At 48.2% G+C, this 23,946-nt stretch carries 15 protein-coding genes; 8 read left to right on the plus strand and 7 right to left on the minus strand.

Annotated features, from left to right (window positions below):
• The first annotated feature begins 2 nt into the window (after positions 1 to 2).
• The 7 genes from G461_RS0114755 to G461_RS0114785 all read left to right on the plus strand — a co-directional run bounded on the left by G461_RS0114755 (position 3) and on the right by G461_RS0114785 (position 12,412).
• A complete protein-coding gene (locus G461_RS0114755; protein WP_026972403.1) occupies positions 3 to 1,349 on the plus strand; it encodes an HlyD family type I secretion periplasmic adaptor subunit in 1,347 nt (448 codons plus the stop codon).
• Between the two features lie 160 nt (positions 1,350 to 1,509).
• Entirely contained in the window at positions 1,510 to 3,522 is a 2,013-nt protein-coding gene (locus tag G461_RS0114760; protein WP_169727263.1) for an ATP-binding response regulator, read from the plus strand.
• On the plus strand, positions 3,497 to 4,876 hold the full coding sequence (locus tag G461_RS0114765) for a TolC family protein (RefSeq protein ID WP_026972405.1): 1,380 nt from the start codon (positions 3,497 to 3,499) through the stop codon (positions 4,874 to 4,876). Before G461_RS0114760 ends, G461_RS0114765 begins: the two co-directional genes overlap by 26 nt.
• 2 nt (positions 4,877 to 4,878) lie before the next feature.
• The gene (locus G461_RS0114770; protein ID WP_035480412.1) at positions 4,879 to 6,471 is read left to right on the plus strand and encodes an ABC transporter transmembrane domain-containing protein; all 1,593 of its coding nucleotides are present in this window, start codon (positions 4,879 to 4,881) and stop codon (positions 6,469 to 6,471) included.
• On the plus strand, positions 6,464 to 8,596 hold the full coding sequence (locus G461_RS0114775) for an ATP-binding cassette domain-containing protein (RefSeq protein WP_026972407.1): 2,133 nt from the start codon (positions 6,464 to 6,466) through the stop codon (positions 8,594 to 8,596). The genes G461_RS0114770 and G461_RS0114775 overlap by 8 nt, the downstream gene beginning before the upstream one ends.
• 169 nt (positions 8,597 to 8,765) lie before the next feature.
• Positions 8,766 to 9,962 carry an ABC transporter substrate-binding protein gene (locus tag G461_RS0114780; protein WP_035480414.1) on the plus strand — a complete coding sequence of 399 codons (1,197 nt, stop codon included), beginning with the start codon at positions 8,766 to 8,768 and terminating at the stop codon, positions 9,960 to 9,962.
• Positions 9,963 to 9,997: 35 nt separating this feature from the next.
• Positions 9,998 to 12,412: a PAS domain-containing hybrid sensor histidine kinase/response regulator gene (locus G461_RS0114785; protein ID WP_026972409.1), complete on the plus strand. Its 2,415-nt coding sequence runs from the start codon at positions 9,998 to 10,000 to the stop codon at positions 12,410 to 12,412.
• A gap of 36 nt (positions 12,413 to 12,448) precedes the next feature.
• Here the strand turns inward: G461_RS0114785 and G461_RS24375 are convergent, their stop codons facing one another.
• From G461_RS24375 to G461_RS0114815, 6 genes are all read right to left on the minus strand, one after another.
• Positions 12,449 to 14,818 (minus strand): ATP-binding protein, encoded by a 2,370-nt coding sequence (locus G461_RS24375; RefSeq protein ID WP_084429277.1) that lies wholly within the window; start codon positions 14,816 to 14,818, stop codon positions 12,449 to 12,451.
• Between the two features lie 175 nt (positions 14,819 to 14,993).
• On the minus strand, positions 14,994 to 15,950 hold the full coding sequence (locus tag G461_RS0114795) for a DUF2860 family protein (RefSeq protein WP_026972410.1): 957 nt from the start codon (positions 15,948 to 15,950) through the stop codon (positions 14,994 to 14,996).
• 291 nt (positions 15,951 to 16,241) lie between these two features.
• Positions 16,242 to 16,751 carry a hypothetical protein gene (locus tag G461_RS0114800; RefSeq protein WP_026972411.1) on the minus strand — a complete coding sequence of 170 codons (510 nt, stop codon included), beginning with the start codon at positions 16,749 to 16,751 and terminating at the stop codon, positions 16,242 to 16,244.
• Between the two features lie 84 nt (positions 16,752 to 16,835).
• On the minus strand, positions 16,836 to 18,035 hold the full coding sequence (gene gltS, locus G461_RS0114805) for a sodium/glutamate symporter (RefSeq protein ID WP_026972412.1): 1,200 nt from the start codon (positions 18,033 to 18,035) through the stop codon (positions 16,836 to 16,838).
• A gap of 152 nt (positions 18,036 to 18,187) precedes the next feature.
• Positions 18,188 to 21,232 (minus strand): efflux RND transporter permease subunit, encoded by a 3,045-nt coding sequence (locus tag G461_RS0114810; protein ID WP_026972413.1) that lies wholly within the window; start codon positions 21,230 to 21,232, stop codon positions 18,188 to 18,190.
• On the minus strand, positions 21,232 to 22,338 hold the full coding sequence (locus G461_RS0114815; protein ID WP_035480415.1) for an efflux RND transporter periplasmic adaptor subunit: 1,107 nt from the start codon (positions 22,336 to 22,338) through the stop codon (positions 21,232 to 21,234). The genes G461_RS0114810 and G461_RS0114815 overlap by 1 nt, the downstream gene beginning before the upstream one ends.
• A gap of 230 nt (positions 22,339 to 22,568) precedes the next feature.
• Here G461_RS0114815 and G461_RS0114820 point away from each other — a divergent pair, with 230 nt between their 5' ends.
• On the plus strand, positions 22,569 to 22,949 hold the full coding sequence (locus G461_RS0114820) for a hypothetical protein (protein ID WP_026972415.1): 381 nt from the start codon (positions 22,569 to 22,571) through the stop codon (positions 22,947 to 22,949).
• A gap of 1 nt (position 22,950) precedes the next feature.
• On the opposite strand, the gene G461_RS0114825 is transcribed toward G461_RS0114820, so the two are convergent.
• Positions 22,951 to 23,904: a LysR family transcriptional regulator gene (locus tag G461_RS0114825; RefSeq protein WP_026972416.1), complete on the minus strand. Its 954-nt coding sequence runs from the start codon at positions 23,902 to 23,904 to the stop codon at positions 22,951 to 22,953.
• Positions 23,905 to 23,946: the final 42 nt, after the last annotated feature.

Genomic DNA, 23,946 nt, shown 5'->3' on the forward strand with positions numbered 1-23,946 from the left:
CTATGACGATGAGCAGCCTTGAACACACCATCAAACTGGCGTTGGAAAAACAAGACGCAGACTTTGAAAGCGACCAAAAGGTCTCTCGCAGCAACTCACATATGGCATTCGGTCAGCAGGTGATTTTGGCGACGTTTGTATTTTTTCTCATAATGTTGGTGATGATGTCTCAAGCGCAGATCGATATCGTTGTATCTGCTCGCGGAGAGGTTTTGCTTGAGCGAGATGTTGAAAAAGTTCAACACCTCGAAGGAGGCTTGCTCGAAGAGCTGCTTGTAAATGTAGGCGACATAGTTTATGAGGGGCAACCAATAGCAGTCATTCGTTCTCTCGACCGTACTACCCAACTCGGAAGTACGGAACTGGAAATTGTAAACTTCGAGTTGGAAATAGAGAAATATAGAGCCCTCTTGGAAGGAAGAGAGCCCAATTTTGATCATATATCTTATGCAAGTAAAAGCCTGCAGGATTTTTATTTCGCATCCTGGAATACAGAACATACGAAAAATAAGTCTAATGAACAACTTCTAACTCATGACGCTATTCATAAGCGGTCTTTGTTAGACTCAATGAAAGCGAGGCTTATTAGCTCAGGAAATCAACTTTCATTAATAGAGGAACAACTAAATATCAAAACAACTCTTTACGAAGAGGAAATGGCCTCCTACTTGGAAGTGCTTAATATGCGTGTTCAAGAAATGAATATGCTAAGAGAAATGGAGAACTTAAAAGAAAGCATTGAAAACGAAATTTTTGCTCTGCGTAAGCTAGATATTCAACTCGCTGACCTTATTAACAACCGAAACGCTGAATATTCTGCGCAGATTTCTAACCTGACCAAAGAGTTGGCCCTTAAACAACAGCAAATCCCTCAGCTGTCCGATAAGGTTGAACGCCTCACGGTAGTGTCACCAGTAGATGGTGTAGTAGACAAAATTAACTACAACTATCGTTCAGCAGTTATTTCCCCCGGAGACAGTGTTGCCGACATAAGCCCATTGAACAACCGCCTGCACGGTGAGGCAAAGTTACCCCGCAAAGATCTGGGGTTTGTTGAGATAGGTCAAACCGTAAAGGTAAAACTCGACACCTACAACTTCGCAAAATTCGGCGCTATTGTAGGCAACATCTATGCAATTTCTCGGACGACATATGAAGAGAAAGAAGAAGAGTTTTTCATCGCGAAAATTCAGTTCGAATCGACAGCGTTGACAAAACAAGGAATTGAGTATCCTCTGTCACCGCATATGGAGTTCACTGCAGATATAAAGACTGGCGAACGGAGAGTGATTGACTACGCCGTAAAACCCGTGATGTCGGCGATTCAAGACGCGTTTGATGAGAGGTAGAATGAGCATTATCCGCTTTTGTAGCTCACTACTATCAATTCTACTGCCAGTGTTTCTCATCACTGTTATTACCGTACATAGCTACGCGCATAATCAACAGTCGAATGTTAAACCAAGGTTGAAAGTCGAGTTAGAATCTCTGAAAAGTAGACTAACAGAAATGCAGCTACAACAAGTTAACTGCACGGTACGTTGTGTACCAAGTACACTGCTAGAGGATGTAAAGCAGCACGTCACAGCGATTACCCGCTTAGCTTCTAATGAAAAAAAAATTTTTAGCTCAGTAGGAAACATCACTCTAGATAACTTGTTACTAGATTTACAACGACCCACGTTAGCCAGTACAGCCTTACAAACCAAGTTGATAGGCTATATCTCAGAGTTAGAGGAACATCTTAGGCAGCTTGATGCCTATCATCAGCAAGAACTCCAGCATCAACAAATAAAGAATACGCGCGCATTAGTCGCTCTTCTGGCACTACAGTTACTTTGCTTGGTTATAGTCGTAGGAAGCAATCGTGCCTATTCCCGAAATTTGAAGCTCCAACTAGGCGCTATAAAGCATTCATTAAGGCGGCTTCATCAGTTTACCCTTAGCGAAAAAAACGCACTATCGGGACAAGCGGGCAATCTCGAAGAGCTTGGGAAAGAAGAGCGAGCTATCACTAACGCATTTACTGAACTTACCACAACCACGCGCAAGGCCAACGAAGAGCAAGATCTTTACAAGCAGCTGTACGGCTTCATCGGATACGAAATACGCAGTATTACTAATAATATCCAAGGTAACCTGAAACTACTTGTACAAGAAGCTGACGAAAACAGCCTAACTCTCGCTAAAAATGTATCAAGCTCAGCGGAGACACTCATCGACTTGGCCAGTAACTACAATAGCTTACTTTCCGCTGGAGCAAGCGATTCAGGAGATAGCATTAATCTCAATCAGTTGATATCAAGCCTATCGATCACACTAAATCACAGACTTCGTGAGAACGACTGCGAATTTGACTGCTTGGTTCAAACTGAGGTCCCACTCGAGATAAATGGCAACTACACGCGTTTGTTTTGGAGTTTACTGATTACGCTTTCCAATCTGGTACAGGCTAGTAAGAACACCAGCAATCTGCTGCTTGTCCGCTCCCATAACTCCTCTAACATCGAAAACGTTAGACTGTTTTTCGACTTCATATTATTGGATAGCAAAGAAGATAAGATCTCAAGACTCATCGGTACCCAATGGTCGAGCCTGCCCAACCCTCCCGTAACCAATAAGAGTGCGTTAAAACTGCTACCGGACCGTTTTAATGTACAAGCGCGCTGGTTGGTCACTGATAACGCAAAAGCGCTGTCATTTTGCTTTGACGGCACTCCGACCAATTACTTCAATCCCGATCGCTTGTTTACAAACAAAACTTGCCTAGTATGTGGAGCCGACATTCTTCACACATCGGTACTAGTTAAATCTTTACAGGATCTACATATCTCCGTAGATGTTGTCCGCTCCCCCAATGAACTGTTTAAGCAAGTTGGCGCTAGTTCCACCTTCGATGTAATCATCATCTCGGATACGATGAAAGGCATCAAGCTCGCGTCGTTTTGCAAAACACTGAAGTCCCGCTTAGCCAAAATTGGTCATACTAAGCTCGTCATGTCGGTTTCCAACCCCGAAGCGGACGAAGGAGGTTACACTTCAGTAGACAAGATTTACACCCATCCTTTTACTACCTACGAGTTAGCGCAAAAACTCAACGACATCTTCTCAGAGCTTACTGATAGTGAGGAAGAAAAACAGCCCATTTTGGTAGTTGAAGACGACAAGATCCAACAGTTTATCCTTACACAAATTCTTGAAATGCAAGATTTCCAAAGCGTTGGTGTATTTGATGGCTTGAGTGCGGTAGAGCAGTATCAACAGGCTAACTTCAACATAATCTTTATGGACTGTGTACTACCGGGTATCGATGGCCTGGAGGCAACACGAAGAATCCGCAGTATTGAGAATCAGCACGAACTACCTAACGCGACCATTATTGGCGCCACAGCACTTACCAGTCGTGATGAGCACAAAGCCTGTATCGACGCTGGGATGGACTACGTAATTAGTAAGCCTTACAACGCAGATCAAATTGCAAAGGTAATCAGAAAGTATGCAGCGCTGCAAAAGATTAGCTAGCTGGACAGTCGTGACACTGTTAATAGCATCCACCCGTGTTCAAGCCGATAGCATTTTGGACGCAGCTAACTGTGTGCTCGAAAACAACTTATCGATCAAAAACGCAGAGCTGTCTGTTAGATCTACAGAGTATGATTCAGCATCTACGCGAGGAGGATTATTACCCTCTTTGTCTTTGTCTGCCAATACTACATACAACCGTAGTGTCACCGAGCAGAACCCTGACGATGATGTGAAAAATGGTTACAACTCCTACGGGTATTCGCTTTCGTTGAGCCAAGCGCTGTTTGACCCACAAACTTACTTTAAGTATCGAAACAGCAGAAAAAACGTGGATATAGAAGAGCTTAAGTTACTGCAAAGAACACAATCAGTATTAAGTGAGCTCGCTATTGCCTACCTGCAATACCTAAAATTTTCGTCGCAACGGAGCTCAACAATCATTGAACAGGAGTCAGCGACTCAGCGACTTAAACAGGTGTCGAGAAATATCGAACTAGGCAATACTCCTGCCAACGAGATCTACGAAGTTCGATCGCAAGCGTTAAAAATTGAACAAAGTCTATTAGGTATAAATGACAGCATTGAAGCGAGTGTTATTGATATCCATAAGCTCACCTATCAAAGGGTCATTCCAACCTATGACGTACCGACAGAGTTTCATCCTTCGCATATCGAGGAGCCAATTCGAGCAGAGTTAAACAACGCCTTGACCCTTCAGAACTTTGATATCTTGATTGCCGAGTTGCAGTTCGAAAAGTCACGCTTGGATATTCGAGAGTCGCAAAGTGCTTTTGCGCCCACAATATCTGCTTCAGCGTCTTACAGCCATAACGACAGCAACAACGCCACCGATGTCGCGCCGCCTAAAACAGGGCGCTCAGAAACGATGAACTATTCGCTCAATCTTTCATTACCGCTGATTCAAGGGGGAGTGAATTATGCCGGGTATCAAAAGTCTGCAGTCGACTACGATATTGCCAAGCAAAGCCTGCAAGAGACGGTGTTTACCAATAGCAATGATCTAGCCACCAGCATCAACAGCATTAACCAACTAGCTGATTCAAGTCCATTGCTACGTGATATTGTACGTGCGAATTACAGCTCATTTCAGGGAATATCTCGCGCGTATAGCCTTGGCACACGTACATTGACAGACGTGCTCGCAGCAGAGACCAAGTTGTTTGGTAGTGTGCGCGACTACAACGATAACATCTACGACTATCAGATAGCGCAAATCCGCCTCGCCACTTTGCTAGGTGAGTTCGATTTAGACCAACTGATCGCTTTACATCAGCAAATGCAGCCTATAACTGAAAAACGTAGCATCGTAGATGCTTTTGCAGAGGAATAACCATGCGATTGTTCCCCAAGATTCACCTTGCTGACCAGTTCTACATCTTTGTGTCGACGTTCATTTCATCGCTGATTGGTCTTGTACTGCCATTTTCGATCTTGATCATTTTTGACCGAATCCTACCTAACCAGTCTAGTGACTCATTAATGCTGATTTACGGCATCATTATTGGGTCCATCGTGCTCGACTACTTGGTGAAAAAAGAGGAAGAGAAATTTGTCTCAAAAATTAGCATGCAATCTGAAAAGCACATTACTAAGCGACTTTACGACTCTATCTGCAACACGCAGCTCAGTCAGTTTCGCAACTATCGCCTTGGTGCCCTACTCGATTTAGTCCGCACAATCCCTGAAATCAAAGAGTTTTACAGCGGCGAATCAATCCGAGCCAGCATAAATCTAATTACCTCTATTATCACCATCGCACTGATCTTCATGATCAACAACAGTGCAGGATTAGTCTTGGTCGTCGCATCAATCATCTTAGCTGCCACTGGTCTCTACCTATCCGACAAACGGGTCAAACTCGTCCAAGAGCAAGGCGACGCAGATGCTGAAACCAACTCAAGGGTTATTGAGGTTGTATCTAATCCTCTGTTAATTAAAGCCCGCACTATGGAGCACCGCTTTAGTAACTACATCGATTTTCTAATCAAAGACCGCGAGGAAAAAAGCGTTCGTTACGAGTCCATCGACTCGTTCTTTGGCTTGCTGCTGGGCTTGATTCAGCAGCTCTCTGTAGCCTTAGTGGTCGTGGTATGCGCCACAGCAACCATCAATATGCAGATCAGCCAAGGAGTCATGGCGGCGGTTATTATGCTCACCAACCGCTATTTCGCTCCTTACCAGCAGGTAGTGCGCTTTCTTAGCCGCAAAAAAATGGTCGAGCTGCACAGTCGTGAGCTGAAAGAACTTCTCGATCTTGAGGTAAAAAAAACGACCTCAAATGAGCAACCTCAATACCAACGAGGCGCAATTAGCGAGATAGCGGTAAGTGGTGAGAAGTCGCTGAGTTTCAAAATAGGCAAAGTACACATTCTGCAAGGGCCTGGAGCCTGTGGTAAGAGTTTACTGGGCAAGCATTTGTCACTCGATGCTGCCGTTGGCCTGTTCGATATTCACCTAAACGACAAAGAACTACATGAGTTCGATTACCACTATTTAAGCCGAGCAGTTGCCCGTATCGACGATCAAAGCAGCTTCATCGAGGGCACGATCATCGACAACCTCACATCTTTCCAGCCCGAACTCAACCGCAGTGCCATCAGTTTGTGTGATTCGCTCGGCGTCAAAGCGGATATCGACAAACTACGACAAGGGTTTTATACCGCCCTTTCAGCCACCAGCTCATCGGTGCTTTCTCGTCAGGTTTACTTTGCTTTGCTGATCGTACGGATGATGCTCAGCAACAACAGCCTGTTGATTATCGATGATATCGATATGGTCCTCGATGATGACTTTGAGAGAGCCTTGATCAACCTGTGCGCCCCCAGAGCCAAGCAGCTCATCATCCTCATCATCTCTAACAAAATAAGCTCCAACAGCAATCTGCTTGAATACCACTCGCTCAGAGGGCTGATCGGAAATGAGTAGACTCATCGACTTTGCCGATATCGAAGGGCGACTAGAGCAGTTTAGGCGACCAGAGTTTATTGCCCACTCATTGAACAGCCCACTGCTTATGGGGCTTAGCTACTTTTTGGTCGCAGTAAAATGGGAGGGTACACCCAACATCCTAAGCGATGCCTTTTCTGATCACGATGACGACATAAAGTCATTCGCACAAACGCTGTCCAAGCTTAATTATGTCAGCCAAGTGGAGCGCAACATTGATGCTACATCCATCGAGCAGTCTAGGTTACCCTGCTTGTTTATTACCGACAATGTCAGTGCCATCGCATTAGCTCGCCAAGGAGCCGAGTTGTTGGTCTACGACTACGAGGCAGATAGCCTTTACCTACACAAACTCGAAGGTGTGCGTTGCTCTACCTGTTATGCCTCGGAGTACTCTAAAATCTTCCGAGAGCCGCCCCCCGCCTCTCAAGACCGCCGTAACTGGCTAAAGCATGCGTTTTACAGCTATAACGACGAGATACGTTCGCTGGCAATGTTGAGCCTTATCATCAACTTGCTGGGTACAGTGCAGCCATTCTTTATTATGAGTGTTTACAATTTTGCATTGTCGGCAAGCTCAATCCCCACTCTGCTATGGATCACGTCACTAGCACTAGTGGTCTCATTTGCTGAGTTCTTCTTTAAAAGAATGCGCATGCGGATCCTTAGCTCCTCGGGCAAGGTGCTCGCTCATCATATTTCATTAAGTGTCATCAGCAAGTTGCTGTGGTTGCCCTACTCAATGACCTCTACAGCAGGGGTCTCCTCACAGATCGCCCGGATCCGCGATATTGAGCAGTTCCGCAAGTTTGTTACCGCAGAATCAACCCTCAGTTACTTCGACCTTCCATTTGTCGTGATTTATATCGTGGCGATTACCGTAATGTCAGGCGCCGCAGCTCTTACAGTGCTAGCAGGTATCGCGTTAATGTTGTGTTTCTGTGTGATCTCTCGTTATTACTACGCTCAAGCCACTGCCCGTAGCTCGCGCGCCAACGCGACAGTGTCCTACCAGTGGAACGAGATTTTACGAAACATCCCGTTGGTGCAAGGTTTGCCGGTTGTAAGGGTGCTAAATGCTCGCTTTGGTGCCGCATTGGATCAAAGTATTACCGACTCGCGTGACGTAGCCGTAACTAACGGGAAGATTCAGTCTATCGGCCAGAGCCTTATTCAAGTGATTGGTTCATCCAGTATCGTGGTGGCGGTATTTGGCGTGATGCAGGGAACCTCAGACGCTGGAGCTATGCTGGCGATTGTGATCTTAGTATGGAAAGCGCTGGGCCCCATCATGGGCATTTACAACTCCTTGACCAAGTTCAACTCAATTAAGGCTGCGGCTGCACAGATTAATGCACTCATGTCGCTGGAAGACGATGCAAGCCACATGGAGAAAAGCCCTCCAGTTAGCGAGTTCGATGGACGCTATACCGTCGACGGGCTCAGCCATCGCTATCAGGGTCTAACCACCGGGCTTACTAATCTTAGTTTCAAGATAGCTCCCGGAGATAAAGTCGCTATAAGCGGCCCTGCTGGCAGCGGTAAGACGACCTTGATCTCGATACTTTCAGGTATCGAAGAGCGTTTTCAAGGGAACATGTTTGTCGATGGTTATAACAGCAAGCAGTTTAACAGCTTCAAGTTCCGTAGCTCCATAAACCTAATACCGATGGAGTTTCATGTGTTCGATGCAAGCTTCTACTACAATGCCATCGCCTACAATGGTTTCTGTACTCGAGAGCGCGCGGCGCGACTGTTCAGTCTGTTTGGTCTGGAGCGATGGCTTCGTGAGGGAATCGATACCCAATTAGACTATGAACTGACTAACCAACTACCCAACAGTGCTAAGCAGCTGTTAAGGCTGTGCTTGGGTCTGTGCGGTTCGAGCAAAAGCATCGTGATCATCGACGAGCCGTTATTAGGTTGTGAAAAAGAATACACACGACTGCTATCCAAGTTATTTCATGAAGAGCTTGCTTCAGCTACCGTCATCTACGTGACCAGCAGTAAGCCTCTGCTCTCTCTTGCATCCCATTGCATGCTGCTAGAAAAAGATGGAAATCAGAAGTTCTTTGGTGCGCCAGACAAGGTGATCAAGCTTTAGAAATTGGCTAGACATAGAGACGTTCTAACGCTTTGAGAAAGCAATTATAAGCAACGCTAACTTAAGGCTAAATCCATCTTTGAAACTCTGCACCGCCCACAAAGTTTTGACAGAAGCCAATTGTTATCTATATTAAAATCAACACGCTATTGATATATAAGACACTATTATGCGATGGATCGCTGCGCTAGTCCTCGGCTTGTTTGCCGGTATCGCAACCTCATCCCCAACTTCAGTCAAAATCTACTTCGATGCAGATAGAACATCTCACCTTGCGTCAGCATTGTCGATCGAGCAAGGAGTCAAGGTTGCGCTGCAGGAAAGAGGGAACACGCTCTCTGGTGTGCCGGTGGAGTTTGTAGAGCTCGATCATCGCGGAAATGCCGCACGAAGCAAAAAAAACATGGCACAGTTTGCAAGCGACCCCCAAGCCTTGGTTCTTATTGGCGGCCTTCATTCTCCCCCGCTGATCAAATACCGAGAATATATAAACCAATCCAAAATCCTGACCTTGGTACCTTGGGCCGCCGGCGGGCCAATTACTCGCTACCCTTCCCCCGATAACTATGTATTCCGACTCTCTGTTGACGACACAAAAGTCGGAAGGAAACTTGTCGAGTTCGCGCTAGACAGAGGTTGCAACACACCGCACCTATTGCTCGAGCAAACCCCATGGGGCAAATCAAATCATCGGAACATGCTTGACGCCTTGCCAGACGAGTTAAAAGACGTCACAGAAGTTACCTGGTTCAACTGGGGGCTCACGGACGCTAAGGCTCGCCTAATAGCGTCAAACGCGCTTAAGCAGCAAGCTGAGTGTGTTCTCATGGTAGCTAACGCGGTAGAGGGCGCTGAGATAGTCAAAGCGTTTTCCGGACTGCAGCAGCAACTTCCTATCTACAGCCACTGGGGGATCACTGGTGGCAACTTCCAAAACAACGTAGATTTTGACACGCGTGAACGTGCGCAACTTCACTTCATCCAGTCTTGTTTCAACTTTTATAGCTCTCAGGAAACAGAACTAAGCAAAGCCGTATTGGCAGAGGCGATGCTAATGTTCCCCGACAACATAACGTCCAAGGCAATTGCTGCGCCGGCAGGCTTCGTCCATGGCTACGATCTCGCCCGCTTGCTAATAAAAGCTGCAGATCAAATAACCTTGCAAGACGATTCTGAAATTAACCGAATGGCGCTTAAACATGCATTGGAAAACATCAACAGCCCGGTACAGGGGCTAATCAAAGAATACCACGCACCGTTTACCCAGTTCACTGAAGCCAATATCGATGCCCATGAAGCGCTCGATGCCAGTGATTTGTGTATGGCGCGCTACGACCAAAACAACGCAATTCAACTCATAGAATAGGTTCTCATTCACCCAAAAGGCCTTAAGCCCAGAGTATGCTCAAATTACACAAGTACAGCGGCGTGCAGCTATTCGGACTATTTATTCTTTGCTCGGCGTTGATCTTTGCAGTTACAAACTACTTCTTCGCTCGTTACCTGGCACAAGTGGGGGCCGATACAATCACCCGTGACCACGTGCAAGTGAAACTCTCCGCGACCAGTGAGTACCTAGGTCAGTACTTAGAAGATAAACATGCGAACGCAGAGTATATTGCATCCCAAACCGTCGTCATCTCTTCGGTTTTAGGTGGAACTCTGACTCAGCAAGAGCTTGAGGACCAACTCACCGGGCTGAAGCCTGTGAGTACCAATCCTAAAATCAATCTCTACGATATCGTCGGTGATGGTATTTATAGCGAGGCACAACTTCCTGAGGCGACAGAGCGGTACTTATCGCAGGGGATTCAAAGTGAGGCCCTTCTCGAGAAGCCAGATTTCTTGTTTTTCACTCTGAAGGAATCGCATTACTTACTGATCACTTCGCCCATCCGCTACAACGGACTGCCAGAAGGGCTTTTGGTGTACTTAGAACCGTTTAAACCCAGCGAGTTTTTCCGCCACGTGCAAGATGAGAATAACTGGTTTGGTATTAAGGTTAGCCATTACCCTTGGTCGATGAACGCACCATTGGGCTGGAACACCACCAGTAAAGTACTGCCACAGCAAGGTATTGAGCTAGTTTATGCAGCCAATCCCGATCAGTTCATTAAGTCTCAATCAACGCTGTTGCGAGGACAACTTTTTGGGTTGTTCACGTCGCTTACCTTTACCTTTGCATTCATTTATTTTGTGGGTAAGAAGTTTTTAGTCTCCCCCTTTCAAAAACTCGAGGCATCCGAAAAGATGCTCGAAGACAAAACCCTTCAACTCATCGAAAAGGAGGCAGAGTCTTACCAACTTGCGCGAGTGGCGCGCTTTATGCGCGACGCTATCGTTATAACTGACGCTAGTACATCAATCACCTGGGTAAACGATGCATTTACTAAGCTATCGGGTTATAGCATCGAGGAAGCCATGGGTCGCACCCCGGGTAGCCTCCTGCAAGGGCCTGATACGAGCAATAACACACGCAAAGCACTCAGAGAAGCGATCGATACATGCCAACCTTTCGCGTGCGAAATCCTCAACTATCACCGAGACCAACGACCTTATTGGATCGAAATGCATATCAACCCCCTGTTCAACCAGGAAACGGGAGCGCTTGAGGGTTATATGGCGGTCGAGCGCGATATTAGCGAACGTAAGCAACTGCAGGATTCTCTTACTCAAACGGCAATTGATGCGCAAGCCGCCAATGTTGCTAAATCACAGTTCCTCGCATCGATGAGCCATGAGCTGCGCACCCCCATGAACGGTGTTTTAGGCGTTGCGCAGCTTCTGAACAAAACTCAGCTCGACCACGAGCAACTCAACCTATTAGACAGTTTACTTAAGTCAGGCAAACATATGGTTTCAGTGCTCAATGACATCCTTGATTACTCCAAGATAGAAGCGGGAAAACTTGAACTAAACAATGTAGAGTTTTCAATCACTGACGTCATTGACAAAGTTGAGCGAACCTACAGCCAACTGTGCGCTGACAAAGGTTTAGAGTTCAAAATAATCAATCAGGTAGACACCCACACCAGTTATCTCGCTGATGAGACCCGTATATCTCAAGTCATACACAATTTGCTTAACAACGCATGGAAGTTCACCAATAAAGGAAGCATCACGCTGCAGTTTGCGATGGAAGGCACCGACCCATCGCAAAAACTGGTGATCATCGTAGAAGATACCGGTATTGGTATCGCTGAAGAAAAGAGTAAAACCATCTTTGACCCGTTCACTCAGGGCGACAGAGACACTACCCGACGCTTCGGAGGCACGGGCTTGGGGCTTTCGATTGTTGCAAAAATAGTAGATGCGATGCTTGGTGATATCGAGGTGCAAAGTGAGCCCGAGAAAGGGAGCCGATTTACGATAACCTTGCCAGTTGAGCAAATAGAAGCGCAGAGCGTTGATGAACAAGACCAGATCAGTCAATTTGATGGGAAAGGTCAACGTGCGCTAGTGGTTGAAGACAACGCAATTAACGCGATGCTATTGAAAAGCTTCTTGCAGCTCCGGGGGTTTGAGTGCGATGAGGCTCGCAATGGGCAAATCGCCGTAGACCAAGCCGCCTCTGTAAGCTATGACTTGATCATGATGGACAACCACATGCCTATCATGGATGGCACCGAAGCCACTAAGCGCATTAAGCAAACAGAGGCTAACAAGGATACCGTCATTATCGCATTCACAGCCGACGCGTTTGAGGAGAACAGGCAAAAAATGATCAATGCAGGATGTGTTGATGTTATGACCAAGCCCATCAACGAGCTTAAATTAGATACCGTCCTGTCAAAAACACTAGTTCCTTCAAGCTAGTCCCCGCCCTTGTGAGCTGCGCTTGTATTCAAACACTTAGCCTTCACTTGTAGAAGACAGTTGAACCATATCTTGCTCATCCATGCTTTGAGCACGGGCTTGAGCGCTCTTTTGGTAACGTTCAGCCTGCTGGTCGTTGAGCTCAAGTAAATTGAGCAGCGCCTGAAGTGGTTCTATTTGCATCAGCAACCGTGAAGTATCTGTGCTGCATAGTTCATCACACTGAGTATTAAGCTTCTCAGCCCGATTCGTTTTGGCAAACTCACTCACGGCAGCAAGGGTTGCGTTAAGTTTGTCTTCTGATTGCAAGCTGACAGCTTTAATCAGCCCGGCAATCAAACTTTGGCACTCTGCTCGGTAACGTTTTAAATACGCGCTCACCACCAACTGATGCTCATGGGCTAACTGGGGTACATTTATCTCGTTTAAGTCGGCCTCCGTCATAGCTAACCTATCGAACGACTGATGACGTTGGAGCAACGTTACGTTGTCCTGCTTAGGCACATGTTGCAGCTCATTCGAGAAGCGGTTCAGCGCATCCAAAAACCCTTGCTCTTGGAGCGGTTTAGTCAAAATGTGGTTTGCACCAGCTTGATAAAACGCCTCATGCGCCTCAGAGAATACGTCAGCGGTGCAGGCGATGAGTATCGTGTCACACTGCAGTTCGTCTCGAATGATTCTCGTGGCCTCGATACCATCCATGTTCGGCATGTGGTTGTCCATTAGAATCAAATCAAACTCTCTTTGTTTAACTGCCTCAATCGCTTGTAGGCCGTCTTCAGCAAACGTGACCTTATGGCCAAACTGCTGGCAGAACAGTTGAGAGATGGTGGCGTTAACTTTATTGTCTTCAACTAACAAAATTGAGAGTGGTGGCACCGTAGAGTGAGTGACCGTCGTTGCCTCTGCGTCATCATCGCTGTGACTTTGTTCACCACAATACTTGAGGGGCAGATTAAAGTTGAAGGTAGTTCCCTTACCTACCTCACTAGTCACCCAAAGTTGTCCCCCCATCAGCTCAACTAACTGCTTCACGATACTCAGACCTAGCCCGGTGCCACCGAACTTCCGCGAAGTACTCGATTCAGCTTGAGTAAAGGGGTTAAAGATATCGTTGAGCCGGTCTTGGCGAATACCGATCCCAGAATCAGAGATACTAAACACCAAGCCATCTTCGGATTCGGGCTGATTAGCAATTCGCAGCGCAATAAATCCATCTTGCGTGAACTTAAGAGCATTGCTCATAAGATTGAAAACGATTTGACGTATTCTCGATTTGTCGCCCATGTACAAGTTGTATAACGGAGGTTCGAACTTGCTATTCAGCGCTATGCCTTTCTCCTCACAAAGCTTCTTGTAGGTTCCTAAAATGGGGGCAATCACGTCGTTAAGTGCGAATTCATGAGCTTCGATCTCTAGCTTGTTCTCTTCAATTTTAGATAGATCGAGAATGTCGCTGATCAGCGAAAGCAAGTGGTCACCCGACTCAAGAATGACTCGCATTTGCTCCTTTTGCTCATTCGTCGTGAGGCTGTTCTCGAGGATTTGAGCCATCCCCAAAACGCCGTTCAGCGGCGTTCTCAACTCGTGGGTCATGGTTGCGAGAAAGTTCGATTTGGCTCGGTTGGCTTTTTCCGCTTTCATTGCGGTTTTTTCGAGGTTTTCTTCTATCTCCTTGCGATAAGAAATGTCTCTCTCCAACGCAATGAAATTAGTCAACTCATAGCGTTCGTTAAACACTGGGTTGATGGTAATGTCTATCCAATAAGGGGTCCCGTTTTTGTGGTAGTTAAGTAGCTCGGCCGAGACACTTTGTCGCTGTTTGATCGCACGACGAATTCGTTCTACTTCTTTTAGATCTGATCCCACTCCTTGCAGAAGCTCTCCGGGTTTTCTGCCTAAAAGATCTCCTAAGCTGTAACCACTCAGCCGACTAAAGCTCTCGTTCACCCAAGTCACCAAACCTCTTGGATCGGTGATAATAATGCCGTCTGTACTGTAGCGTGCAACCATTGAGAGGTGGGAATCTGCGCGGCGTTTGCTCAACTCCGTCATCGCCTCGCTAACCTTGCGCTCACGCCTTTGCCAAATCACCACCATGAACGCAACAGATGCAATTGCATAAACCGCGAGGCCTCGGTTCATGAACACTTTCCATTGCACTCCCCCTTGAGGCGAGACTGCAAACCCTACAGCCGTCAAAACAATGCAGGCAATAGTCCAGATAATTGTAGAGCGAGCACTCTTGCCCCACACTGAAGCGAGGATAACCGTAATGTAAGGAACACCCGCCGCGACGCCCAATGGTACCTTTAAGTCAATGAAGAAACACACGACTGCAAGGCTTGCCAGCATGACTTGATGTTGAAGGTGTTGATGTAATTTCATTGAAAATGCCCACTGCATTTAATGACTACATTAACAATAGCGTTTCGCTGATTTTACTCAAGCTTAGTAAACGGCTGGGCAGTCAATTTGTCAGTATTGATACCCAGCCCTACTCACCATTGATTCTTGACACTGAAGAAACACCATATGTTTATGTTGTCGCTTCTTTAGCACTCCATACTTTCGATTGCACTTAGAACTTGTAACTCAATCCCATCGAAACTAGATAGTCTTCATTCTCATAGAAGTCGATGTTGGAACGGTTGAGGTTAACGCCGTTCAGCGATACAAAGTTCCAGTTTTGCCAGCCCATTACGTTCGCGTACTCGTAAGCGATAAACAGCTTGTGGCGATTATCAGCACGTTCTTTGTTAAAGATCGGGTGGATTGCATCATACTCCCTGCGCGCATAACTACTGGTTAGTGCCAGCGACTGAATGCCATTGCTAATAAAGTAGGTAACTTCTGCCTTGTACTGATCAAAACTCGCCGCTTTGCCTTCAGCATCCAGGTGGGTGTATGCAAACGAGGTCACCAAGCCTGAACGTTGGCCCAGCTCAAAGCCGTAACTGCCTTTTACATAATAGGTATCGTTATCGCGGTGAAGGCTTTGGTATTCAATGCGTTCATTGTCAACTTCCGATGTAGCAAAGGCCATGTCCAGAGAGAAGCCGCTGTTCATCAAGTTATTGATCTTCATACGGTAGGCATACCCTTCAATATCTTCCTTAACGCGTGCTGAGCTGGTTTGATACGGGTTGCCCCATACCTCCCCCGAGACCACAGTAGGCAAGAATGCCACGTCGATTTGAGTACCGTTGGCAAAGTCATATTGATAACCCAGCTCGAACGCTAGATCACCCACCGCTAAGTCATCACGGGAAGTCCCCAAGTAGATACGTTGATTGTTGTTGGCACCCAGTGAGTAGGCAATGTGACCCAGCGGCGCAACCAGATAGTCGTCTTCGCGCTCAGCGCTGCCGCCGAGACTGCGCAACGTCGCATCGGTATCGGTGCTCAGGTTAGAGTTCGTCGAAGAGTAGCCAGACAGCAGTATCAGCTCGCCGCTAAGTTTTGAGGCATTGGCCGAAAAAGCCGGCGCGCAGAGCGAAGTTATTGCAGCAATGGTTAATAGGTGATTACTTTTCATCGTTGTTCCTGTTTGGTTAATTGTAACGCGCGATTGGTATGCGCTTGAACATGCTGCGTATGATAGTTTTGTGAGGTTTTTGAGCCTATGGTTTACAGATATTCATTTTTGAATCGAGCTTGATTCAATGCCTATTTAAGCTGACAACCTCAATACGCGCGATGAGTCGCGCATACGTCAAAATAAATTTGTGTTTGCGAGTAGCGAATTAAGATTGGGTATACAAGACAGGGATGTTTGAGGGAGTTAAGAGACTTCCTTCCTTGGAATTATCTCGTTCGTGCAATGGGGCTAAGCTGGCGCCATGCAGCAATGGTATTCGCCTTCAAGTTTGTATCGACCACAACGACTTATGGTACTCTTGCTAAAAGCAATAAGCCCTATGTTATGTATGTACATGGTCAGACGGCCAATTTTCCTATCAGTAAAGGTGATGTAACCTTCACAGGCATGATTGTGGTCTACATCTACAACCACAGCACTATCAAACTCCTGGGCCTCGACGTATTTTTTGGTGGGTTCTCCTACAAACAATTCGGCATTGCTCAAGCCACAGAGATTGGTTACCCCTATTCTCTCGTAGGCTAACGCACCGGGCGTCTTAGGGTTTGCGACTAGTTGGTTGCCATTCCACAGCAGCCGGACCTTGTTGTTAGGCAGTTGAACCGCAACAGTATTAGCACAGGGGTATACCGCACATATCGTTCCATATACCGCGCCTGTGTTGGTATAGACCTTGTCGCCCTCTCTGGCGCGCCGAACTTCAAGCCCAGCAAAGGTATGTTTTAGTAATTCGTACATAGTTACCTCGTTAAATCTCAAGCAATAAACCTGTGCCGGTAATATCAATCCACTGCATCACCACACAGCAAAATTAATAGAGCGTTAGCCTACAAAAGAGAGCATGCTGTTAATCACGACAGCATTAGCAATGTCGATAAAGAATCCACACACCAACGGCACGACGATAAATGCGCGATGGGATGCGCCATATTGCTGGGTGACCGCAGTCATATTGACAATAGCCGTCGCTGTCGACCCAAGCGTTATGCCACCGAATCCGGAACTGATTACTGCCGCGTCATAATCGCGACCCATAAATCGAAATACCACGAAAACGGTAAATACCAGCGACAGAGTTATCTGCAGCAACATGACAATGCTTAAAAAGCCAATGGCATTAATCAGAGTCCAAAGCTGAAGCCCCATTAGCGCCATGGTAAGAAACATACCCAGGCAAATGTCCGATATCAGGCCCAAGTCCATATTGGCGTTATCAGACATTGGCCGCTTTAACACTAATGTCTTAACGTTGCTGATGATGATCCCGGCAATTAGGCAGGCGACAAACATTGGTAGGTTGAGCCCGAGCTGGGTTAAACCCAGATCCAACATGTAACCAAGAATCATACTTAGGTTTAGCAACAGCCACGCGTAGAGGTAACCATAATGGTTAAGTTGAGCCTGCTCGTTGTGTTGCACACCAATGTCCAAAGTGCTGTTTTCGGAAGGGCTAAGCTTGTGACGAGACAGCAAGTACTTGGCAATAGGGCCGCCAATTAAACAGGCAGCGATGAGTCCGAGTGTATTGCTTGCCACGCCAATCTCTGCGGCGTTGGCAATGCCCTGCGCCTCAAAAATGGGTGCCCAAGCCATGGTGGTCCCTACTCCACCAATCAACGAAATGGATCCGGCAAGTAGCCCAATTATTGGCTCAAGCCCGAACAGGCTAGCAACCCAGATGCCTACGCCGTTTTGCAACACGATGTAAACCACCGCCAGTAGCGTTAGTACAAGTAATGGCTTGCCGCCGCTGACGAGGCTTTTAAGGTCTGCCTTAAGCCCTATCCCGGCAAAAAAGTACAGCAACAGATAGTCGCGCTGCACCAAGTCAAAACTCAGCTCGACCCCGCCAAAGTAATAAATGGCCGCCACCAGCAATGCGCAGGCAAAGCCGCCGATAACCGGCTCTGGAATGCTGTATTGTCTGAGTAGCGAGAAACGGTTGGTTGCAGCTTTACCCACAAACAACAGCGCCATCGCCAAAGTAAAAGAGATAAAGCCATCTAATTGCAGTTCAGTCATGGTCTACCCAAGATTTGGTTGTAGTTGTGCCGCGGCCAACAGGCCGCTAGCAGTCACAACTAAATTGGAAACGAAAATAGAAACAATTGGCCTCATCGCTAACACGCGCAGATTAGGAGCGGCTCCGGAGTCGCTCCTAATCAGCTAGTTAGCTATGAAGGCGATTTAATGCGAAACATCAGCGCGTAGAACAAGGGCACAACCACCAACGTCAGCAAGGTTGCGAACAGCAAACCAAACATGATGGTGACCGCCATGCTCTTAAAGAATGGGTCCACCAGCAAAGGGGCAACCCCCAATATGGTGGTACAAGCGCCGAGCAATACCGGGCGGGCGCGGCTAGTCGCTGCATTAATGATTGCCTGGTAGGGATGAGTACCAAGCCGACGCTCTACATCTGCCTGGTCTACCAGCACAATGGCGTTTTTCACCATCATGCCCACCAGGCTCAAAAAGCCAAGGGTGGCCATAAACTCAAACGGGGTCTGGAACAGTATCAGCCCCACCGCTACACCGATTACCGCCAATGGCACGGTTAGCCAGATAACCAACGCTTGGCGAATGCCGTTAAACATGAACACCACTGCCAGCACCATCGCCGTAAACCCGAAGGGGGCTGCGGCCATTAGCGCTTCATCGGCCTCTTTAGCGTCTTTGTATTCGCCGTACCAGTTAAGCTGATAGCCCGGAGGCAACTCGATAGCTTCTAACTCAGCGCGTATGCTGGCAAATGCTTGTGCGGTGAGCACGCCCGGCGCAGGATCGGCCTGAGCCATAATGGTCGGTACGCGGTCCACCCGTTTTAGCATTGCGTCCTGCCAAACCACATCAACACTGTCGACCAGTTGCGACACCGAGATAAACTCGCCAACGCTGTGACTAAACACTTCCGTGTTCTCTAACGCCTTGCCGTGGTGGCGCTCCTGCGCAGGCGCCCGCACTACGATTGGGATGAGATCGTTGCCCTCACGATATGCACCGGCATGGCGCCCGGTTAGTGTCTGCTGAATAGCAGCATTGATTTCGCGCGAGGTAAGGCCATAGCGCTGCGCTTTTTCTCCCGAAAACACCGGTTGCACCACCGGCATTTGTTGGCGCCAATCATCTTGAACGGCAACTAAATACGGGTTGTCAGCCATAACCTGTTTGGCTTGCTCAGCCAGCGAGCGCAGCACCTTGCTGTCTGGTCCTTGGAATGCCGCTTCAATCTTTTTGCCGCCACCCGGTCCTAACACAAATTTCCAGGCCATAATCGACGCGTCTGGATAGTCTCGCTCTAACTGAGCCTGTAGCGAAAGCAGCAAGGGTTCGATACGCTGAAAATCATCCACGTCGACCAGCAGTTGGCCATAGCTGGCATTACCCGGCTCTGGCGAGTAGGTCAGCATAAAGCGCAGGCCACCGCCGCCGATAAAGCTGGTGATGCCCGTTACCCCTTCATGGGCGACGACATCCTGCTCAATCTCGCTAATAACACGTTGCGTAAGGCTGATATCGGCGCCTTGCGGCAAGCGCACATCGACAACGAACTGAGGCCGCTGCGACTCCGGCATAAACCCGGGTGGTACCAGACCAAAGCCTTTGATACCCGCAACCATCGCGAGAACAATCGCGAGTAACGCGATTCGGCGATGCGCAAGCACGCGCTGCAACACCTTGGTGTAAGCCGACATGGGGCGACTAATCGCGTTGCTTTTAGCTTTCGCCACCTTTAAAAAGTCATGGCATAGCAAAGGCGTTACCGTTACGGCGAACAACCAACTCAGTAGCATCGAGTAGAGGATCACCCAGAACAGCGAGCCCGCGTACTCCCCCATGTTTGAGGGCGACAGGCCAATGGCGCTAAATGCGCAGATACCTACAATGGTCCCGCCCAGCAGCGGCCATTTAGTCGATTCGACCACATCTGATATTACATCGATGCGATCGGACTCCGGCTCGCTCTGTAAACGCGCCAGCACGCCGTCAGTAACCACGATGGCATTGTCCACCAACATGCCCAAGGCAATGATCAGCGCGCCAAGTGAGATCCGCTGCATAGCGATATCTTCGATCAACATAATGATCAGGGTGCCCGCCACCGTTAGAACAAGCACAAACCCGATAATGATCCCGGTGCGCAAACCCATAAACAACAGCAGCACGACGAACACGATAACTACGGCAGCAACCAGATTGTTCACAAAATCATTAACTGACGCGCGAACCGAGTCCGATTGCAATGACACCTCGTGTAATTCGATTCCCAATGGACGCTGGTCAGCTAACTCGTCGATACGCTGTTTTACGGCATTGCCCATGTTGACCACGTTGCCGCCCGCGATATTAGAGATACCCAAGCCGATAGCCCGCTCGCCGTTATACTGCATCAACAAGCTGGTTGGCTCCTGATAGCCGCGACTCACCTCCGCCACATCGCCCAGGGTAACAACCGCATTATTGGCGCCTAGTCCCAGGTGAATACTGCGAATATCGTCAAAGGTGCGCACCGTAGAGCTAGGAATAACCGGAATGTACATGTCGCCGCTATCCACTGAGCCCGCGACGGTAATGGCATTCTGGTTTTCCAATACTCGATAGATTTGGTCTGCCGACACACCGAACTGCGCCAAACGCTGGTTTGAGATCTCAACGAAAATGGTCTCTTGGCGCTCACCGAGTGTTTGAGTGCGCGCAACGCCGGGGACTAACACCAACTCGCGACGCAGGCTGTCTACATAATCCTGTAGCTGTTTGTCGCTGTAGCCTTCTCCGGTTGCCGCATAGAACTGGGCGTATACATCGCCAAAGTCATCATTCACGATTGATGGGCCGGCACCGGCTGGTAACTCGCGTTGGGCATCGCTCACTTTGCGGCGAACCTTGTCCCAAATCTGCTGTAGTTGCGCCTCCGTTTTGGCAAAGCCAATCTCGATCTCGACCGTCACCTCTGACATGCCTTGCTTGGAGGTAGAGGTTATCTCTTTTACCTCCTGCAAGGTCTGTAACGCCCCCTCAATGACGTCGGTCACTTCATCCGATACCTCTTGCGCAGTTGCGCCGGCATAGGGAGTCACCACCACCGATTGGCGAATAGCAAACTCCGGGTCCTCAAAGCGACCAAGTTGCTGATAACTTAACAGGCCGCCTACCAGCACTAAGGCGATAATCACCCATACACTGGTGCGTTTAGCCAAGGTATAACGAGCCAGGTTCATTACTTAGCCTCCACAACTGACACAGCCTGGGCGCGCACAGTCATGTCAGCTGACAACTGACTGTGACCGGCAATCACTACCTGCTCGCCGTGCTGGATATCACTTTCAATGGCAACCCGGTCCATATTGATCGCGCCTGCCTTCACCTTGCGCTGGGATAAGCTTCCGTCGGAGTTCACCACCCAAACAAACAGCCCACCCATATTGTCTGGGAGTACCGCTGTTAGCGGTAGCGAGAGCTGTTGCCCCCGAGCATTGTTGGCATGCGAAGTGGTGACTTCCACCGGCATACCGGGCAGTACGCCCTGCCCGTTTAGCTCTTTAAACGCTAGCGTGACAGCGTAGGTATGAGTGACCGGATCCGGCTCTGTAGCAAACCGAGCCAAGGACAACTCGAACTCCTTGCCCGGGAAATCGCGCAGTTTTCCTACTGCAGACCCGTCGCTGTCTTGTTGTTGCATCGCTCGAGCGGGAACGTTAATTACCACTTCAAGGCTGTCCAAGTCATGCATGGTGATTACAGATTGCTCTGCTTGTACCAGATCATGATTGTCGACCAAGCGACGAGCGATAACCCCGTCAAAGTGCGCATACAGAAAGGTGTGCTCAAGCTGTCGCGCAGCCTCAGCCACACGGTTTTTCGCCATCAGGTAGCGGCTTTCTATCTCTTCAAGTTGCGCCTGTGCGATCGCACCATTGTTGGAGAACAGCTGCATGGCACGTTTAAGCTCTCGGTGACTGTTTTCCATCTCTATGTTGGCACGTGACAGGGCAATCTCTGCATCGGTGGGATCTAGGCGGGCAATCAGATCGCCATTCCGAACGTAGTCGCCTTCATCAGCGAAGATGTCAATGATCCGCCCATGGGTTCGAAATGCCAGTGCCGCGCGATAGGCAGATTGCACGACGCCGAAGTAGCGAGCTTCATCACCCAGTCTGTTGACTGCGGCTTGCTCGGTAATCACCGGTCGAATTACGTCAGTGACAGGCATAACTTGGTCTTCAGCGCTACAACCACTGAGCATTCCTGCAATTACCGCTAGCGCGCTAAGGGTTTTAAGTCGACGCGTTGCTGGTGCGCCATTGAAGTGTTTGGTTTGCAACATAGTTAGCTCCACAAAGTGCAATTAAACGTGCCGACCATAAAACCCACCTAATGGCCGAAGTGCGTAATCAAATTTGTGGCTAGCTTACTCGTCAGATTTGGCGTGCACAGGGATTACAGAAATTCAATTTTGGCAATCCGGGTTTCGCCAAATTTGAATTTCTTAAAACCCTATTCAGCGATGAAAGCGATTCAGATAATGCACGAACACTCATTCAAATCGAGAAAACAATGCAGTTCAAATTGATGTTAAATGGCCGCAAGTATCGGATTAACGATGACGGTGAAGGCGACGCAGTCTTGATGGTGTTCCACTCAGGTCAAGACTTTGTAGAGTCAGAGTTGCTTAAGCGCTACCAAAACAATCGTTACCGCATATTGGTGATAGACATTTCGCAGGCATGGCCAATCCCTGCATCACAGATGACGGTGAGTCAGTTAGAGTCGCTAGCCGATGACATCCACTTGTTCGCTGATATCAACTGGCTGGACAAGCTCACCCTACTCTCTTCGGGCAGCGGGCGCGTTCTCTACCCAATGTTGAGACAGCGTTTAAAGCAGCGCCTACAACTCGCCAACTTGGTTAGTGAAGTAGAGGACGCCAGCGTATGAGTTAGCCATTGAGCTGGGAGACCAGCTCCGGCTGAGGGGTATTATCAAAATAACTCTGGATAACCTGATGGAGTACCTGCGTCATCGGATAGTCACGTTTGGATTGCAGATAGCCGCAACACAGTTGGTAACTGTTAAGTGCCGCCGGGACATTCGGAGGTAAAGGGTAGCAGTCGATATCTTCGCGTAAGCAGCCAAGGTAGGTACTGCCATAGAAAATGGCATCGGAGCTCGCTACTTTGTGCAGTATCGCTTGGGCACTATGGGTGGTTAAGGCCACCTTGGGTTCAAACCCCTTGGCACGATAGACATCATCCATAGGATCTTGAGGATTCGGCGCACCGTCTGAGATAACCCGAGCCAAAGGCAGGTTCCCAATAGCTTCCCAGGCGCTGGTTTGGGTGAGCACCGGATGGTTGCTACGCGCCACAATACACACCTCAATATCACGCAGCCCGCACTGATAGATGTCCTGAGGAAAGCCCATTCCCTCAAAACAGATCATGATATCGATATCCCCTCTGAGTAACTCGATCAGTGAATGATCTTGCCAATAAACAAGCTGGATGTGTGCCTTGGGAAACCCAGCACGAAGTGCATCAAACAGCTCACCGCCATGAACATCCAATACCAATAAATGCACAGCCACCCGAATAGTGCCTTCAAATGCCTCGGGATCAAAATCTTGGTAGGACTCGAGCACCTTGATAAAGGGCACCAGCATCACATCGGCAGCCTCAGCGAGCCGTTTTGCAAGCTCTGACGGTTCAACGCCATGGGCCTTACGAATAAACAGCCTGTCGCCAAAGGTTTCGCGAAGCTTTGCCATGCCGCGACTTACACTGGTTTGCGAGATCCCCAGCTTGGCGGAGGCAGTATGGGTGTTGCGGGTTTCTACGACTGCGCACAGTAGCCTTAACAGGTTAAGGTCAAGCTTTTCCAGATCCTTCTTCATCGCTGTATTTATCCCTGTTTTAAGTAAATGATTGGAATTGAT

It is taken from the genome of Aliagarivorans marinus DSM 23064 (assembly GCF_000429485.1).
GTDB lineage: Bacteria > Pseudomonadota > Gammaproteobacteria > Enterobacterales > Celerinatantimonadaceae > Aliagarivorans > Aliagarivorans marinus.

Bases quoted from the DNA above. Each gene is read 5' to 3' on its own strand.
- G461_RS0114780 (WP_035480414.1), top strand. From the start codon at position 8,766: ATGCGATGGATCGCTGCGCTAGTCCTCGGCTTGTTTGCCGGTATCGCA.
- G461_RS0114770 (WP_035480412.1), top strand. From the start codon at position 4,879: ATGCGATTGTTCCCCAAGATTCACCTTGCTGACCAGTTCTACATCTTT.
- G461_RS0114765 (WP_026972405.1), top strand. From the start codon at position 3,497: ATGCAGCGCTGCAAAAGATTAGCTAGCTGGACAGTCGTGACACTGTTA.
- G461_RS0114800 (WP_026972411.1), bottom strand. From the start codon at position 16,751: ATGTACGAATTACTAAAACATACCTTTGCTGGGCTTGAAGTTCGGCGC.
- G461_RS0114825 (WP_026972416.1), bottom strand. From the start codon at position 23,904: ATGAAGAAGGATCTGGAAAAGCTTGACCTTAACCTGTTAAGGCTACTG.
- G461_RS0114775 (WP_026972407.1), top strand. From the start codon at position 6,464: ATGAGTAGACTCATCGACTTTGCCGATATCGAAGGGCGACTAGAGCAG.
- G461_RS0114795 (WP_026972410.1), bottom strand. From the start codon at position 15,950: ATGAAAAGTAATCACCTATTAACCATTGCTGCAATAACTTCGCTCTGC.
- gltS (WP_026972412.1), bottom strand. From the start codon at position 18,035: ATGACTGAACTGCAATTAGATGGCTTTATCTCTTTTACTTTGGCGATG.
- G461_RS0114755 (WP_026972403.1), top strand. From the start codon at position 3: ATGACGATGAGCAGCCTTGAACACACCATCAAACTGGCGTTGGAAAAA.
- G461_RS0114820 (WP_026972415.1), top strand. From the start codon at position 22,569: ATGCAGTTCAAATTGATGTTAAATGGCCGCAAGTATCGGATTAACGAT.
- G461_RS0114760 (WP_169727263.1), top strand. From the start codon at position 1,510: ATGCAGCTACAACAAGTTAACTGCACGGTACGTTGTGTACCAAGTACA.
- G461_RS0114810 (WP_026972413.1), bottom strand. From the start codon at position 21,232: ATGAACCTGGCTCGTTATACCTTGGCTAAACGCACCAGTGTATGGGTG.
- G461_RS24375 (WP_084429277.1), bottom strand. From the start codon at position 14,818: ATGCAGTGGGCATTTTCAATGAAATTACATCAACACCTTCAACATCAA.
- G461_RS0114815 (WP_035480415.1), bottom strand. From the start codon at position 22,338: ATGTTGCAAACCAAACACTTCAATGGCGCACCAGCAACGCGTCGACTT.
- G461_RS0114785 (WP_026972409.1), top strand. From the start codon at position 9,998: ATGCTCAAATTACACAAGTACAGCGGCGTGCAGCTATTCGGACTATTT.